The organism is Sphingomonas sp. SORGH_AS_0438, assembly GCF_031453475.1.
GTDB lineage: Bacteria > Pseudomonadota > Alphaproteobacteria > Sphingomonadales > Sphingomonadaceae > Sphingomonas.
In genome coordinates, this window is sequence record NZ_JAVIZS010000001.1 from 291,990 (window position 1) to 306,402 (window position 14,413).

General features: G+C 69.0%; 11 protein-coding genes and 1 tRNA gene. 5 read left to right on the forward strand and 7 right to left on the reverse strand.

Annotated elements, in window-relative coordinates:
• Positions 1 to 39 precede the first annotated feature (39 nt).
• From QE452_RS01460 to yajC, 5 genes are all read right to left on the reverse strand, one after another.
• The gene (locus tag QE452_RS01460) at positions 40 to 1,464 is read right to left on the reverse strand and encodes a S41 family peptidase (RefSeq protein WP_309658617.1); all 1,425 of its coding nucleotides are present in this window, start codon (positions 1,462 to 1,464) and stop codon (positions 40 to 42) included.
• A gap of 138 nt (positions 1,465 to 1,602) precedes the next feature.
• On the reverse strand, positions 1,603 to 1,977 hold the full coding sequence (locus QE452_RS01465; protein ID WP_309658376.1) for an Mth938-like domain-containing protein: 375 nt from the start codon (positions 1,975 to 1,977) through the stop codon (positions 1,603 to 1,605).
• A gap of 13 nt (positions 1,978 to 1,990) precedes the next feature.
• Positions 1,991 to 2,971: a protein translocase subunit SecF gene (secF, locus tag QE452_RS01470; RefSeq protein WP_125995933.1), complete on the reverse strand. Its 981-nt coding sequence runs from the start codon at positions 2,969 to 2,971 to the stop codon at positions 1,991 to 1,993.
• A gap of 13 nt (positions 2,972 to 2,984) precedes the next feature.
• Positions 2,985 to 4,592 carry a protein translocase subunit SecD gene (gene secD, locus QE452_RS01475; protein ID WP_125995932.1) on the reverse strand — a complete coding sequence of 536 codons (1,608 nt, stop codon included), beginning with the start codon at positions 4,590 to 4,592 and terminating at the stop codon, positions 2,985 to 2,987.
• On the reverse strand, positions 4,592 to 4,930 hold the full coding sequence (gene yajC / locus QE452_RS01480; RefSeq protein ID WP_125995931.1) for a preprotein translocase subunit YajC: 339 nt from the start codon (positions 4,928 to 4,930) through the stop codon (positions 4,592 to 4,594). Before yajC ends, secD begins: the two co-directional genes overlap by 1 nt.
• A 148-nt stretch (positions 4,931 to 5,078) precedes the next feature.
• Between yajC and QE452_RS01485 the strand changes: the two genes are divergently transcribed.
• Together QE452_RS01485 and QE452_RS01490 are read left to right on the forward strand one after the other, a co-directional pair.
• Positions 5,079 to 5,155: transfer RNA gene (locus tag QE452_RS01485), tRNA-Pro, on the forward strand.
• Positions 5,156 to 5,349: 194 nt separating this feature from the next.
• Complete coding sequence (locus tag QE452_RS01490) at positions 5,350 to 5,943, forward strand: hypothetical protein (protein ID WP_309658377.1); 594 nt, start codon at positions 5,350 to 5,352, stop codon at positions 5,941 to 5,943.
• Between the two features lie 46 nt (positions 5,944 to 5,989).
• Here the strand turns inward: QE452_RS01490 and QE452_RS01495 are convergent, their stop codons facing one another.
• A complete protein-coding gene (locus QE452_RS01495) occupies positions 5,990 to 6,994 on the reverse strand; it encodes an alpha/beta hydrolase (RefSeq protein ID WP_309658378.1) in 1,005 nt (334 codons plus the stop codon).
• Positions 6,995 to 7,110: 116 nt separating this feature from the next.
• Positions 7,111 to 7,740 carry a PEPxxWA-CTERM sorting domain-containing protein gene (locus tag QE452_RS01500; protein ID WP_309658379.1) on the reverse strand — a complete coding sequence of 210 codons (630 nt, stop codon included), beginning with the start codon at positions 7,738 to 7,740 and terminating at the stop codon, positions 7,111 to 7,113.
• A gap of 330 nt (positions 7,741 to 8,070) precedes the next feature.
• On the opposite strand from QE452_RS01500, the gene QE452_RS01505 reads away from it, so the two are divergent.
• The 3 genes from QE452_RS01505 to QE452_RS01515 all read left to right on the forward strand — a co-directional run bounded on the left by QE452_RS01505 (position 8,071) and on the right by QE452_RS01515 (position 14,188).
• The gene (locus tag QE452_RS01505; RefSeq protein WP_309658380.1) at positions 8,071 to 10,863 is read left to right on the forward strand and encodes an endonuclease/exonuclease/phosphatase; all 2,793 of its coding nucleotides are present in this window, start codon (positions 8,071 to 8,073) and stop codon (positions 10,861 to 10,863) included.
• 239 nt (positions 10,864 to 11,102) lie between these two features.
• A complete protein-coding gene (locus QE452_RS01510) occupies positions 11,103 to 12,824 on the forward strand; it encodes a type I secretion system permease/ATPase (protein ID WP_309658381.1) in 1,722 nt (573 codons plus the stop codon).
• On the forward strand, positions 12,821 to 14,188 hold the full coding sequence (locus QE452_RS01515) for an HlyD family type I secretion periplasmic adaptor subunit (RefSeq protein ID WP_309658382.1): 1,368 nt from the start codon (positions 12,821 to 12,823) through the stop codon (positions 14,186 to 14,188). Before QE452_RS01510 ends, QE452_RS01515 begins: the two co-directional genes overlap by 4 nt.
• The last annotated feature ends 225 nt before the right edge of the window (positions 14,189 to 14,413 follow it).

Below are 14,413 nucleotides of genomic sequence, written 5' to 3' on the forward strand. Positions count from 1 at the left end.
GCCTCCCCGGCAGGGGGAGGCGTGGTCGGGCCGATCCGATCAGAACAGCCCCGGCACCTCGCGCTGCGCCGCGCTCGGCCGGGCCGCGCGGACCAGTTCGCGGCTCGAGGCGGAGAAGCTGGTCGCATCGCTGCTCCGCGCGGTAATCGAGGTGCAGCTTCGCCCGGCCAGGAAATCGAGCGCCGCCCGGGTGGAGGATTCGGCGGGATCGCCCATCGGCCGGCTCAGATCGTCGCTGGCCTGGCAGGTGGTGCCGAGGGTCGATGCCAGGCCGGTATAATAGCCGCCCTGGCGCGCGCTGTTCTGGGTCGCAAGGGCAACGACGCGCAGCCGGTCGTCGCATTGCGCGCGGTCCAGCGCGATCTGTCCGACCGGCTTGCCATAAGTGTTGGTGCCGACCAGCGCCATGCTGGTGCCCAGATAGGGCGACATGGCATTGATCAGCAATTCGCTGGCCGAGGCGGTGCCGCGCGTGCCGATAAAGGCGATGCGGGTCGGCGCGATCGACTGGGACTGTGGTGCGAAATAGCGGGTCTCGTTGTTCGACGATTTCTCCGGCCGGAAGGTCGTATAATGGAATACGTCCGATGTCTGGCGATTGCCGCCGAGCAGGTCGCCGGCCAGCTCCGCCGTGTTGATCAGGCCGCCGCCATTATAGCGCAGGTCGATGATGACCCTGGTGATGCCCTGCTGGCGGAAGCCGTCGAAGGCGGAGCGGAGCTGCGCATCGGCTGTGTTGATGAAGGTGCGCAGGTTGAGATAGCCGACCTTCTGGTCGCCATCGTTGATGATCTGCACGCCGTAGCGGCTGGAGATCGGGGTCAGCGTATAGACCGCCTTGGCGATGCTGACGTCGCGCGTGCCGCCGTTCGCGGTCTGGAGGCGGAAGACACGGGTGGTGCCGGTCGTGTTCGGACCCAGGGCGTTGCCGATGCCATAGGTCGGGTCGGCGGCGGTGATCGCGGCGATGCTGCGCACGTCGCTGCTGCTGGTGCCGATACCGACGATCTGCGCACCGCGATCGACTCCGGCGGCTAGCGCGGGCGCGCCCTCGAAGCTTTCGGTGACGGTCAGCGCGCTGTTGCCGCTGGCGATGGTGATCCGGAAGCCGAAACCGGCACTCTCGCCCGAATCATAATAGGCATTCTCCTCCTTGATGGAGGCGAGATGGGTGAAATAGCGGTCCTTGGACTGGTCGCGTGCGGTCTTGGTGAGGGCGTCGATATAATCGTCGACGGTCGAATAGCCGGCGGGGCTGAGGCTGGTGGGCAGCGTTTCGGGGAAGAGATACCATTCGCGCAGCTGCGCCGCCGCCCAGTCCTGCCGTTCGCGGAGCGAACAGCCGCTGGCGGTCGGGGCAGGCGTCGCGGCGGTGCCGCCGCCCGCGCTGCCCCCGCTGGAAGTGCTGGCGCTGGACCCGCCATCGCCGCCGCATCCCGCCAGCATCGCTGCCAAGGCGAGCATCGCCCCGAACCGTTCGTGTCTCACGCGCTACTCCACCTGATCGGGGAGGAGGCTATTGCGGCCAAGCGGCCTTGTCACTCGCAATCCACTATCGATCCGGGGCGATCTCGATTGCGGTTATCCGGTGTGTACCGAGGATCAGGCGTCGGTGGGGTAGAGCGCCGCCGCCAGCCGCCGCCCCTCGGCGCGCAGGACGCCCCAGGCGCGGGCGGCGGCGCGGCTGTCCATCGTCTCGACGCCGATGCCACGCGCGTCGAGCGCCTCGACCAGGGCGCGGGGCGGCCGGGCCAGTCGCGCCCCGGTGCCGATCAGGATGAATTCGGGCAGCGGATCGAGCAGCGGCGCGATCGCCTCCACGGTCAGGTCAGCGATGGCGGGCGGAGTCCAGTCCATCGCCGTGTCCGGCGTCAGCAGCAGCGCGGTCGCGACCGTCACATCGTCCAGCCGGTATCCGTTGCCCGAAAAGCCCCGGATTTCCGGCCCGGTGACCGGCTGGCCGCGATCCATGCGCATGATGCCGTTTCCCTCAGCGCTGACGCGGGACGATGCGCTCGGCATCGTCGATCTTGGTCTTGTCGGTCGTGCCCGGCTTCTCGCGGTTCGGCTCGGCGCGGAGGCCCAGCGCGATCAGCAGCGACGAGGACACGTAGATCGACGAATAGGTGCCGACCACGATGCCCAGGATCATCGCCGCGGTGAAGCCGCGCAGCACATGGCCGCCCAGCGCCAGCATCGCGACCAGCGCGAGCAGGATGGTCACCGAGGTCATCACCGTGCGCGGCAGCGTCTCATTGACCGACAGGTTGATGATGTCGCGCATCTCCATCTTGCGATAGCGGCGCATATTTTCGCGGATGCGATCGTCGATGACGATCTTGTCGTTGATCGAATAGCCGATGATGGTCAGCACCGCCGCGACGATGTTCAGGTCGAACTCGAACCGGGTCAGCGCGAAGAAGCCGAGCGTCATCAACAGATCGTGGACGATGGCGACGATGGTCGACACGCCGAACTGCCATTCGAAGCGGAAGATGGCGAACAGGCCGATGCCCAGCACCGCCAGCACGACCGCCAGGATGCCGTGCTGGACCAGCTCGCCCGACACCTTGCCGGATACGGTCGAATAGCGGCTGAAGGTCGCGCCGGGGAATGCCTTGCCCAATGCGGCCTCGACCTGGCGGACGACGCGGTTGGTCGCGCCATCGTCCGCGCCCTGCTGCACCGGCAGGCGGATCGACAGGGCGCGCGGATCGCCGACCTGCTGGATCGCCGCCTCGCCCACACCCAGCCCGTCGATCACCTGCCGCACCCGGTTCTGGTCGGGCGGGGAGGGGAAGCGTTCCTCGATCATCAGGCCGCCGACAAAGTCGACGCCCATGTTGAGGCCGCGCGTGAAGACCAGGCCGACCGCCAGGATCGACAGCGCCAGCGTCAGGCCGAACGCCCATTTGCGCAGGCGGACGAAGTCGATGTTGGTATCGTCGGGGACGAGCTTGAGGAGTTTCATGGTTCTGCTCGCCTCAGATGTTGATCGTCTTGGGCTTGGTGCGGCGAATCCACTGCACCACCAGCATCCGGGTGAAGGTGACGGCGGTGAAGACCGAGGTGACGATGCCGATCAGCAGCACCACCGCGAAGCCCTTCACCGGGCCGGAGCCCAGCACCAGCATGATCAGGCCGGAGATCGCGTGCGTCACGTTCGCCTCGAAGATGGTGCGGCTGGCCTCCTTATAGCCTAGCTCGACCGACTGGACGACGCTGCGCCCGCGTCGCCGTTCCTCGCGGATTCGCTCGTTGATCAGCACGTTGGCGTCGACCGCCGTACCAATCGTCAGCACGAAGCCGGCGATGCCGGGCAGGGTCAGCGTGCCGCCCAGCACCGCCAGCACGCCGACGATGACGAATACGTTGATGACCACCGCCAGGTTCGCGTAGAAACCGAACCGGCCATAGGTCACGAGCATGAAGATCACGACCAGCGCCACCGCGATCGCCGAGGCGAGCAGGCCGGCGCGGATCGAATCAGCGCCCAGGTCGGGGCCAACGGTCGATTCCTCGATCACCTTGAGGTCCACCGGCAGCTTGCCCGAGCGGAGCGCGATGGCGAGCTGATTGGCCGAATCGACGGTGAAATTGCCCTGGATATAGCCGCGCCCGCCCAGGATCGGCGTGTTGATGCTCGGTGCCGAGATCACCTGGTTGTCGAGGATGATCGCGAAGCGCTTGCCGACATTGTCGGTCGTCGTCCTGGCGAAGCGGCGGCCGCCCTGGCCGTCGAAGGTGAAATTGACGATCGGCGCGTTGGTCTGCGGGTCATAGCCCTGAGTCGCGTCGACCAGCTGGTCGCCGGAGATGACGGTCGAGCGCTTCACCGCGATGCGCGCGTTCGGGCCGCCATCGACATAGGTCAGGATCTGCGCGCCCAGCGGCGCCCGATTGGCGGCGAGGTCGGCCGGGGAGACATTCTCCTCGACCATCTTGAATTCCAGCTTGGCGGTCTTGCCGAGCAGGTCCTTCAGCGCCTGCGGATTCTGGAGGCCGGGCACCTGCACCAGGATGCGGTTGCTGCCCTGGCGCACGATGGTCGGCTCACGCGTGCCGAGTTCGTCGATGCGGCGACGCACGACCTCGGTCGCGTCGCCCATCGCGGTGTTGATCGCCTGGTCCAGGCCCGCCTGGGTCGGCTTGAGCACGAATCGGCTGGAATCGACGACCTGGATGTCCCATTCGCGCTGGCCGGTCATGCCGGCCCCGCCGCCCGCCACCGACAGCAGCCGCTCGCGCGCCGCGTCGACCTGCGACGAATCGCGGAGCATGAAGGAGAGCTGGCCGTTACGGGTCGAGATGTCGCCGATCGCGATGCGCGGATTGCCGCGCTTCATCTCGGCCGCGATCTGGTCGCGCATCGTCTCCAGCCGGGTATTGGCCAAATCCTGCGTGTCCGCCTCCAGCAGCAGATAGCTGCCGCCGGCCAGGTCGAGACCCAGGTTGATGCGGGGCTTCGCCGGCAGATGCGCGGCGAGGTTGCTCGGCAGGATGCCCGACAGGACGCTCGGCATGGCCAGCGCGACGAGCGCCGCCAACACCGCATAGATCGACCAGACCTTCCAGCGCGGAAAATCCAGCATCAGTCGTTCGCCGGCTTCGCGAGCGGATTGACCACCTCGGCGATCGTCGCCTTGACGACGCGGACGCGCGTGTTGGCGGCGATCTCCGCCTCGACATACAGGTCCTCGACCTTGGTGACGCGGCCGACGATGCCGCCGGCGGTGACGATCTGGTCACCCTTCTTCACCGCCTGAATCGCCGTCTGCAGCTGCTTCACGCGGCGCTGCTGGGGGCGAATCATCAGGAAATAGAAGACGATGAAGACCAGGAACAGCGGCGCGAGGCTGAGGAAGCTCGCAATGCCGCTCGCGCCGGCGGCGCCGCCCGCGGTCTGGGCGTAAGCAGAGGGAATGAACATCGGACCCGTCATGGCTGGTCGGCGGGGGAACGCCCCCGCGCATGAAGCGTGGCCGCTACCATCCGGCGCGATTTATGGCAATCGTCGCGGAACAGCCTCCAAGCCGCTTGCATCCTGCGCCGACCGCGCGTAGGAGCCGCCCTCCGGTCGGGACGTAGCGCAGCCTGGTAGCGCATCACACTGGGGGTGTGGGGGTCGCAGGTTCGAATCCTGTCGTCCCGACCAATCTTCTTCTCCACATCGCCAGCCAGTCGAACCGCCTCATGGCCTTCGCTCTGTACGATTCCCGCGCGATGTCGGGCCATTTCGGTCCATGTTCTCCGCCCGACTGTCTTCCCGTTGTCAGACGACCGTGCCAGTTTGCCGGCCACGACTCGGATGGGGCCGAGTCGCCTGGGGGTAATCAGATTATGGCGAGGATGACGCGCGTCCTGTTGGGCGCGGCGATGATGATGTCCGTGCAGGGCGCGCAGGCCCAGACGGCGACCGTACCGGTACAGCCGGTCGCGACGGCCACGAGCGCGGCGACGCTGCGCACCGGCACCGAAGTGCCGCTCCGCCTGTCGGAGGAGCTGACCACCAAGGGCAAGAAGCTGCGCGTCGGCCAGCGCTTCCATCTGGAGGTGGCGGAGCCGGTGATGGTGCAGGGCGTGACCGTGATCCCGGCGGGCAGCCCGGCGATCGGCGAGGTCATCGAGGTCACCAACAAGGGCATGTGGGGCAAGTCGGGGCATCTGGGCGCGCGGTTGCTCTACGCCACGGTCAACGGCCGGCAGATCCGCCTGAGCGGCGCGTTCGACGACAAGGGCGTGGCCGGCGGCGTCGGCGCGGTGGCGGCCTCGGCGATCGTCTTCCTGCCGGCCGGCTTCTTCATGACCGGCACCAGCGCGCGCGTGCCGATGGGCACGATCATCAAGGGATTCGTCGACGAGGACGTGCCGCTGGCGATCGCGACCGGCACGCCGCCGCCGCTCGCCATTTCTGCACCCGTGCCGGTCGCGGGCGGGCAGTAAGCCCTGGGCCCGTCCGCTGGTCCGATCCGGCGGACGGGCCTGTCGTTCAGCCCGGCAACAGGCCGAGCTGCGTCGCATAGCCGGCGAACAGCGTCGGCCAGGCGGCGGTCGCGACATTGGCCTTCAGCCGGACGCCGAAGCCATGGCCGCCCTGGTCGAAGGCGTGTAGCGCCGCCGGCCGCTTGCCCGCCAGCATCGCCTGGTAGAGGGCAAGGCTGTTGGCGATGGGCACCAGTCCGTCGTCGCTGGCATGGGTGAGGAAGATCGGCGGCGTCTCCGCCGTGACCAGCCGCTCGACCGAGCCGCGCTGCCGGGCGGCGAGGTCGGCATTCGGGCCGAGCAGATTGTCGCGCGATCCTTCATGGGTGAAGGGTTCGGCCAGCGACACCACCGGATAGATCAGCCCGGCCAGATCGGGCCGCGCCGATAATCGGTCGGCCGCGTCGACCGGCGCATAGGTCCGCTCGGCATGGCGGGTGGCGAGGCTGCCGGCGAGATGCCCGCCCGCCGAGAAGCCCAGGATCATGACGCGCGCCGGATCGATCCGGTCCTGGATGGCGCGCGCGCGAATCAGGCGCAGGCCGCGCTGCGCATCCTGGAGCGGCACGGTGGCGCGGTTCGCCCAGCCCTCGCCGGGCAGGCGGTAGAGGAGGATATAGGCGGTGATGCCGCGCGCGTTGAGCCAGCGGGCCTGTTCCTCGCCCTCATTGTCCCAGGCCAGGAAGCCATAGCCGCCGCCGGGGATCAGCATCACCGCGCTGCCATTGGGGGTGGCCGGGCGGCGGACGACCAGGGCGGGGCGATCCACGCCGGTCACCCAGCGGTCGTCGAAGCCGGGCGACTTGGACCGCTGGTCGATCTTAAGCACCGGCGCGCGCGACGGGTGGCCGGGCGCGGCACCGGGCCAGAGCGGCACGACTTCGCCCGCCTGGGGGCCGGTATCCTTGAGCGCGGTCTGAGCCTGGGCGGCGGTCGCGATCAGCGGGGTGGCGGCAAGGCCCGCGAGCAGGGCGCGGCGGCCGAGCGCCGGCAGCGGGTCGAAATCGGTCATAAGCGCCTCTCCAACAGCGGGATTCGCACCAGCATAGCGCCCGACCCCGAACAGCAAAGGGGCGGCGGTCCCCCCGGATCGTCGCCCCCCGTCACCGTTGGTCCCGATGCGGGCGATCAGCTATAGCGCAGCACCGAGGCGCGGCGGCGATAGCGGGCCGCACCGCCGACCAGCGCGAAGCCGGTGAGCATCAGTGCCCAGCTCGCCGGCTCCGGCACCACGGCCGCCGCCGCGGTGGTGAAGCGGAAATTGGCGTCGCAAGGGTTGGGCGACCGGACGCAGGCCTGGTCGCTGTCGGTGGCGCGGGTCAGCGCACCGTCCGCATAGCCGTCCGTACCATTGCGATAGCCGAGCACGACGTTGCTGGTGTCCGAGGTCAGCACCGCGCGATAAGTCTGGTTGGCGGTCACCGCCACCGACCCGGTGAAGACGGTGACGAAGTCGCCCAGCGACCGGAACACGAGGCCGGTCAGGCTGGTCGTCCGACCCTGCACCAGCACCGTGTTGTTCTGGTCGAGCAGCGAGAAGACCACCGAGCCGGTGGTGGCAGTGCGGCTGGTGCTCCCGAAGGTGAAGGCGAAGCTGGTCAGCAGATTCTCGGTCGGCTTGAAGCTCTGCTCGAACGCGCCGAAGGTGGCGATGCTGGCGCTGGCAGTGCCGCCCTTCACCTCGACCACCGCAGCCTGGGCGTTGGTGGCGGATAGCGTGGCGACGGCGGCGAGCCCGATGGCGGCGAAACGGGTCATTAGGATATCCCCCTTATGGATCGATGCTGGCCCTTTCGTTGCCAGCGCCATGTTGCAGTCCCAAGACGTTACGGCAGGCCCTTTGCGGGTAAACACGTCCGCTGCCATGACATCTGCGTCATTTTGGGACAGGGGCCGCCAGTGCCATCGATTACGGCGCCATGTCACTGGAAAACGGGCGAATCGAAAATCGTCATGTCGGGTGTCATGAGGATTTGCCACGGCTCTGTCACATGGGCAGATTAACGACCTGTTAGGGACGTCGAGCGGCGTCCATCCGCCGTCCGGGGGAGTGCCGGGGCGGACCATGGCGACAGGGGGGTAGTGGGCGTGAGCACGAATTACTGGAATCTGGCCGGCGGCGACCTGTTTCAGGACTGGTCGAACACCAGCCTGATCCGCAGCAACGACGACTGGTCGAACGTGCCGTCGATCATGGGCTTTCTGGGCCGCGACGATTCGACCTCCAGGGCGGGGATCGATCCGCGCACGATCACGCTCGATCCCAGGCCGGAAGCCGACGTCAACGCCAACCAGACCCGGCCCGACACCTTCTCGACCGGTGGCGTCGCCGAATTCGAGATCAGCAATCCGACCGTCGCGATCAAGGGATCGGGCACGGCGGACGCGCCCTATCTGGCGCTCTATCTGGATGCCACCGGCCGGCAGGGCGTGACCGTCTCGTTCAACCTGCGCGACCTAGACAACAGCGCCAACGACTCGGTGCAGCCGATCGCGGTGCAATATCGCCTGAGCGACAGCGGCGCCTGGGCAAACGTGCCGAACGGCTATGTCGCCGATGCCAGCGCGCCGCAAAGCGCGCCGGGCCTGGTGACGCCGGTCACGGTCGTGCTGCCCGACGATGCGAACAACGCCGCGACGCTGCAGGTCCGCATCGTCACCACCAACGCCGCCGGCACCGACGAATGGATCGGCATCGACGACATCCGCGTGACCACCAGCGGCGGCGGCGCGGCCTTGCCCGGCACGCTCAGCATCGCCGACGCCTCGGTGGTCGAGGGCGATGCGGGCACGCACCTGATCGACTTCACCGTCACCCGCGTCGGCGGCGCGAGCGGGGCGGTCGAGGCGGCGTACGCGATCACGCTGCCGGGCGGCGAGGGCGGGGCGGATGCGGGCGACTTCGGCGCGATGGCGCTGACCGGCACCGTGCGCTTCGCCGATGGCCAGACCAGCGCGACCATCTCGCTGCCCGTGCTCGGCGACCGCCTGCCGGAGCCGAACGAGAGCTTCTCCATCACCCTGTCGAACGCGACCGGCGGTGCCACGATCGACCGGGCCAAGGCGACCGGCACGATCCTGAACGACGATATCCTGCCGCTGAAGATCGGCCAGATCCAGGGCGAGGGCCATGCCTCCGCCTATGTCGGGCAGACGGTGGTGACGCGCGGCGTCGTCACGGCGGTCGACGGCAACGGCTTCTATCTGCAGGATCTGGGCGACGGCAATGCGCGCACCTCCGACGCGATCTTCGTCTACACCAACAGCGCGCCGGATTTCCTAGTCGGCGATGCGGTGAGCGTGCAGGGCGCGGTCAGCGAGTATCGCGCCGGCACCGGCGGCCTGACCGTCACCCAGATCAGCGCGCCGACCGTGACGCTGGAGGGCTGGGACCAGGCGCTGCCCGACGCGGTGCTGATCGGCAAGGGCGGGCTGACCCCGCCGACCGGCGTGATCGACGATGACGGGCTGAAGAGCTACGACCCGACCACCGACGGCATCGACTTCTGGGAATCGCTGGAGGGGATGCGCGTCACGATCGACAATCCGCTCGTCGTCTCCAACACCACCAGCGACAGCTACAAGGAGACCGATGTGGTCGCCTCGGGCGGCGAGGGCGCGACCGGCGTCAACGATCGCGGCGGCATCACGATCGCCAAGGACGACTTCAACCCGGAGAAGATCCAGCTCCAGGGCAAGGCCGCCATCTATGACGGGTTCACCCCCAATTATTCGGTCGGCGATCACCTGAGCAGCGTCACCGGCATCGTTAACTATGCCGCCGCCCGTTACGAGGTGATCGTGACCGAGGCGGTGACGGTGACCCGGGACGTGACGCTCCAGAAGGAGGTGACGGCGCTGGCCGGCGACGCCACGCATCTGTCGCTCGCCACCTATAATGTCGAGAATCTCGACGCGTCGGACAACAAGTACGACGTGCTGGCGGCGGACATCGTCTATAACCTGCGCGCGCCCGACATCCTGGCGCTGCAGGAGATCCAGGACGCGAACGGCGCGCAGTCGGGCGGCACGCTGTCGGGCGTGCAGACCGCGCAGGGGCTGATCGACGCGATCGCCAAGATCAATGGCGGACGCTACGGCTATGTCGAGATCGCGCCGACCACCGCCAATTCGACCGGTGGCGAGCCGAACGGCAATATCCGCGGCGGCTATCTCTATAATCTCGACCGCGTCAGCTATGTCGAGGGCAGCGCCGAGCTGATCACCGGCTCCGCCTATAACAACAGCCGCAAGCCGCTGGTCGCGCAGTTCCAGTTCGGGGCCGAGACGATCACCGCGATCAACGTCCACCTGACCTCGCGCGGCGGCAGCGACCCGCTCTGGGGCGCGACCCAGCCGCCCGCCGATGCCGGCGACGCCGCCCGCACCGCGCAGGCGGCGGGTGTGAAGGCGTGGATCCAGGAGCATCTGGCCGACGATCCCAAGCTCAACATCGCGGTGCTGGGCGACTGGAACGGCTTCGCCTGGGAGGATGCGCAGACCCAGCTGACCGACCCGGCCAAGGGCGGGGTGCTCACCGACCTGGCGACCGCGCTGCTCGCGCCCGAGGAGCGCTACAGCTATCTGTTCGACGGCAATGCGCAGGCGCTGGACCATATCCTGGTCACCGGCGGGCTGCTGGCGAAGGCGCAATATGACGCGGTCCACCTGAACTCGCAGTTCAGCGGCGACCGGCCGACCGACCATGATCCGCAACTGGCGCTGTTCGACTTCGATGCCAAGCCGTCCGCCGATGCCGAGGCGGTGGCGCAGGTCGAGACGGTCCAGGCCTTTGACGACGCGACCCACGATCTGGGCTTCGCGCATCATGGCGGCTGGGGCTTCATGCCGACGCTGGCTGACGGGATGCACCTGGCCTGAGTTGACGGCAACGTCGTTCCTCCCCGCTGGGGAGGTCGTCGCGAGACCTGTCGCACCACCCCTGCGGAGGCCGGGGTGGTGCGGTGTTCCCGACAATTGCCGGGCGAATGGCGATCCGACGCGATCGACGATAATAAGGAGTTCCCGCCCGGTCGGTCGCGGACCGGGCGGCGGCGACGTGAAGGGTGGGTATGCGTAGGACCAGCGGGCCCGGGGGGCTCCATCTGCCGCAGGGACCGATGCGCGCCGCGCTGGAGCGGTGCCGCCGCCACCTGCTCGGCGCGGCCGGGTTCAGCGCGCTCGTCAACCTGCTCTACATCGTGCCGACGCTCTACATGCTCCAGGTCTATGACCGGGTGGTGCCGACGCAAGGCGTGCAGACGCTCGGCTTCCTGACCCTGATCCTGTTGTTCGCGCTCGCCTGCCTGGCGCTGCTCGACCGGGTGCGCAGCCGGCTGCTGGTGCGCGCGGGCATCCGGCTGGATGCGGACCTCGCGCCGCTGCTGCTCGACGCGACCATGGCGCGGCCCGAGGCACCGGCCGCGCGGGCGGCGATGCGCGAGTTCGACGCGATGCGCGGCGTGCTGACCGGGCCGGGGATGCTGGCGCTGTTCGATGCGCCCTGGACGCCCATCTATGTGCTCGTCTGCTTCCTGGTCCATCCGTGGATCGGGCTGGTCGCGCTGGTCGGCGGGGCGATCCTGCCGGGCATCGCCTGGCGCAACGAGGTGGCGACGCGCGGGAGCATGGCCCGCGCGCAGGAGGTGGCGACCCGCACCTATGCTGCGCAGGACGCGATGCTGGCGGCGGCGGAGAGCGTGCGGGCCCTGGGAATGCGCCGCGCGCTGGTCGCCCGCCAGGTCCGCCAGCGCGAGACGATGCTGGTCGCGCAGACGGAGGCGGGATTCCGCGCGGGAGGCTATTTCACCGCGACCAAGTTCGTGCGGCTGGCGCTGCAATCGCTGGCGCTGGGGCTCGGCGCGCTGCTGGCGGTGGACAACAAGATTTCGGGCGGCGCGATCTTCGCTTCCTCCTTCCTGATCGCGCGGGCGCTGGCCCCGATCGAGCTGCTGATCGGCAGCTGGAAGGGGATCGCCCAGGCCCATGCCAGCTATCGCGGCCTGGATGCGCTGCTCGCCGGTGCGCCGGTCGCGGCCGACGTCACTCAATTGCCGCCGCCGCGCGGAAGCCTGAGGCTGGAGGGGGTGACCCTGCTCAACGCCGCGCGCGACGCGACGCTGCTCAACGCCGTGTCCTTCGCGGTCGAGCCGGGCGAGGTGGTGGCGATCGTCGGCCCCTCGGGGGCGGGCAAGTCGACGCTGGTGCGCGCGATCGCGGGTGCGCTGCCGATCGACCGGGGGCATGTCCGCATCGATTCGGCCGACCTGAACGACTGGGAGCCTGAGCGGCTGGCCCGGCATATCGGCTATCTGCCGCAGGATTCGGTGCTGTTCGAGGGAACCATCAAGGAGAATATCGCCCGCTTCGACACGGAAGGGGCGGCCGATCGCGCCGCGATCGATGCGCAGGTGGTGGCGGCGGCGGAGATGGTCGGCGCGCAGGAGCTGATCCTGCGGCTGCCGGGCGGCTTCGACCACCGGCTGGGCCTGGGCGGGCGCGGCGTGTCGGCCGGGCAGGCGCAGCGGATCGCGCTGGCGCGGGCGGTCTATGGTGATCCGGCGCTCTACATCCTCGACGAGCCCAATGCGCATCTGGATGCCGAGGGCGATGCGGCGCTCAACGCGGCGATCGGGCGATGGAAGGCGGCGGGCAAGACGATCCTGATCGTCTCGCACAAATTGGGCGTGTTGCCGGTGGTCGACAAGATCCTGGTGCTGCGTGACGGACGGGCGGAGCTGTTCGGCCCGCGGGACGAGGTGCTGGCGAAGATTGCGCCGCCGGGCGTGCGGCGGATGACGCCGCCCGGAACCGGCGTCGTCGCCAAGGGGGGCGCGGCATGAGCGCGCCGCTGGTCTTGGCACCCGAGGAGGAGGGACGCCGGAATCCGGCGATCGCCGCGCTGGGCGATCCGGCGCACGACATCCGGGTCGGGCTGATCGTCGCGGCGCTGTTCTTCGTGCTGTTCCTGGGCTGGGCGGCGTTCGCGCGGCTCGATGCGGCGGCCTATGCGTCGGGCGTGCTCGAAGTGTCGGGCCAGCGCCAGGCGGTGCAGCATCGCGAGGGCGGGGTGGTCGGCGAATTGCTGGTGCGCGAGGGGCAGAGGGTCCGGCGCGGGCAGTTGCTGATCCGCCTGGTCGCCGCCGATGTGCGGGCGCAGGAGCGCGCGCTGGCGGCGCAGGCGATCCGGCTGCTGGCGCAGCGCGCCCGGCTGGAGGCGGAGCAGATGGACGCGGCCCGCCTCACCCCGCCGCGCGAGTTCGCCGCGCTGCCGTCGGAGGACCGGCCGGCGGCGGCGCTGGCGCTGAAGTTGCAGCAGAGCGAACTGGATGCACGACGCGCCACGCTGTCGGCGCAGCGCGGCGCGCTCGGCCAGCGGGTGGCGCAGTCGGCGCAACAGGGGCGCGGCTATGGTACGCAGGTGACCTCCGCCGAGGAGCAGTTGCGGCTGGTCGACCAGCAACTGGCGGCGCTGCGGCCGGTGGCGGAAAAGGGCTTCGTCTCGCAGACGCGGTTGCGCGAGCTGGAGCGGCTGCGCGCCGAATTGATGGGGCAGCGCGGCCAATATGCCGCCAGCGTCGCCCAGACGCGCGAGGCGGCGCGCGAGAGCGAGATCGGCGCGCTGGAGGCGGAACGCAGCTTCCGCGAGCGGACCGCCGCCGATCTGCGCGACGTCGATACGCGGCTGGGCGACCTGCTCCCCAAATTGGCGGCGGCGCGCGACCAGCTTGCCCGCACCGCTATCCGCGCGCCGGCGACGGGGGCGGTGATCGGCCTGACCGTCTTCACGCGCGGCGGTGTGATCGCGCCGGGCCAGACGCTGATGAGCATCGTGCCCGAACGCGTGCCGCTACGCATCCAGGCGCGGATCGGGCTGGACGATGCGGACGACCTGCACACCGGGCAACGCGCGCTGGTCAAGTTCCCCAGCCTGCACGACCGGACCCTGCCCGACCTGACGGGGACGATCACGCGCCTGTCCGCCGATGCGGTGACCGACGAGAAGACGGGCGCGGGCTATTTCACCGCCGAGGTGACGGTGACGCGCGACCAGCTCCGCCGCCTGAACGTCGTGCGGGGCCGCGATTTCGAATTGCGCGCGGGAATGCCGGTCCAGGTGCTGGTCCCCCTGCGCAAGCGCACCGCGCTCGATTACGCGCTGGAGCCACTTATTGGGGCCTTCTGGTCGTCGTTCCGGGAGCATTGAGGGGAAGGGGCAGTCGTTCCCGCACTCTTCGTTCCCCGACGAAGGCCGGGGCCCAGTTGGGGGACATAGGGGACGACGCGTATCGCTCCGTTACCTCGACCTTCCCAACTGGGCCCCGGCCTTCGCCGGGGAACCGTAAGGGAAGAGGAGGCGTCCTCGGCCACCGACACGACGTCTTCGCGTCGCGGGACCCGTATCGCTCGAAAGGGATAAGGTCCGGGAGGT

Coding starts and splice junctions, on each gene's coding strand:
- QE452_RS01460 (WP_309658617.1), bottom strand. CDS start 1,464: ATGCTCGCCTTGGCAGCGATGCTGGCGGGATGCGGCGGCGATGGCGGG.
- QE452_RS01465 (WP_309658376.1), bottom strand. CDS start 1,977: ATGCGCATGGATCGCGGCCAGCCGGTCACCGGGCCGGAAATCCGGGGC.
- secF (WP_125995933.1), bottom strand. CDS start 2,971: ATGAAACTCCTCAAGCTCGTCCCCGACGATACCAACATCGACTTCGTC.
- secD (WP_125995932.1), bottom strand. CDS start 4,592: ATGCTGGATTTTCCGCGCTGGAAGGTCTGGTCGATCTATGCGGTGTTG.
- yajC (WP_125995931.1), bottom strand. CDS start 4,930: ATGTTCATTCCCTCTGCTTACGCCCAGACCGCGGGCGGCGCCGCCGGC.
- QE452_RS01490 (WP_309658377.1), top strand. CDS start 5,350: ATGACGCGCGTCCTGTTGGGCGCGGCGATGATGATGTCCGTGCAGGGC.
- QE452_RS01495 (WP_309658378.1), bottom strand. CDS start 6,994: ATGACCGATTTCGACCCGCTGCCGGCGCTCGGCCGCCGCGCCCTGCTC.
- QE452_RS01500 (WP_309658379.1), bottom strand. CDS start 7,740: ATGACCCGTTTCGCCGCCATCGGGCTCGCCGCCGTCGCCACGCTATCC.
- QE452_RS01510 (WP_309658381.1), top strand. CDS start 11,103: ATGCGCGCCGCGCTGGAGCGGTGCCGCCGCCACCTGCTCGGCGCGGCC.
- QE452_RS01515 (WP_309658382.1), top strand. CDS start 12,821: ATGAGCGCGCCGCTGGTCTTGGCACCCGAGGAGGAGGGACGCCGGAAT.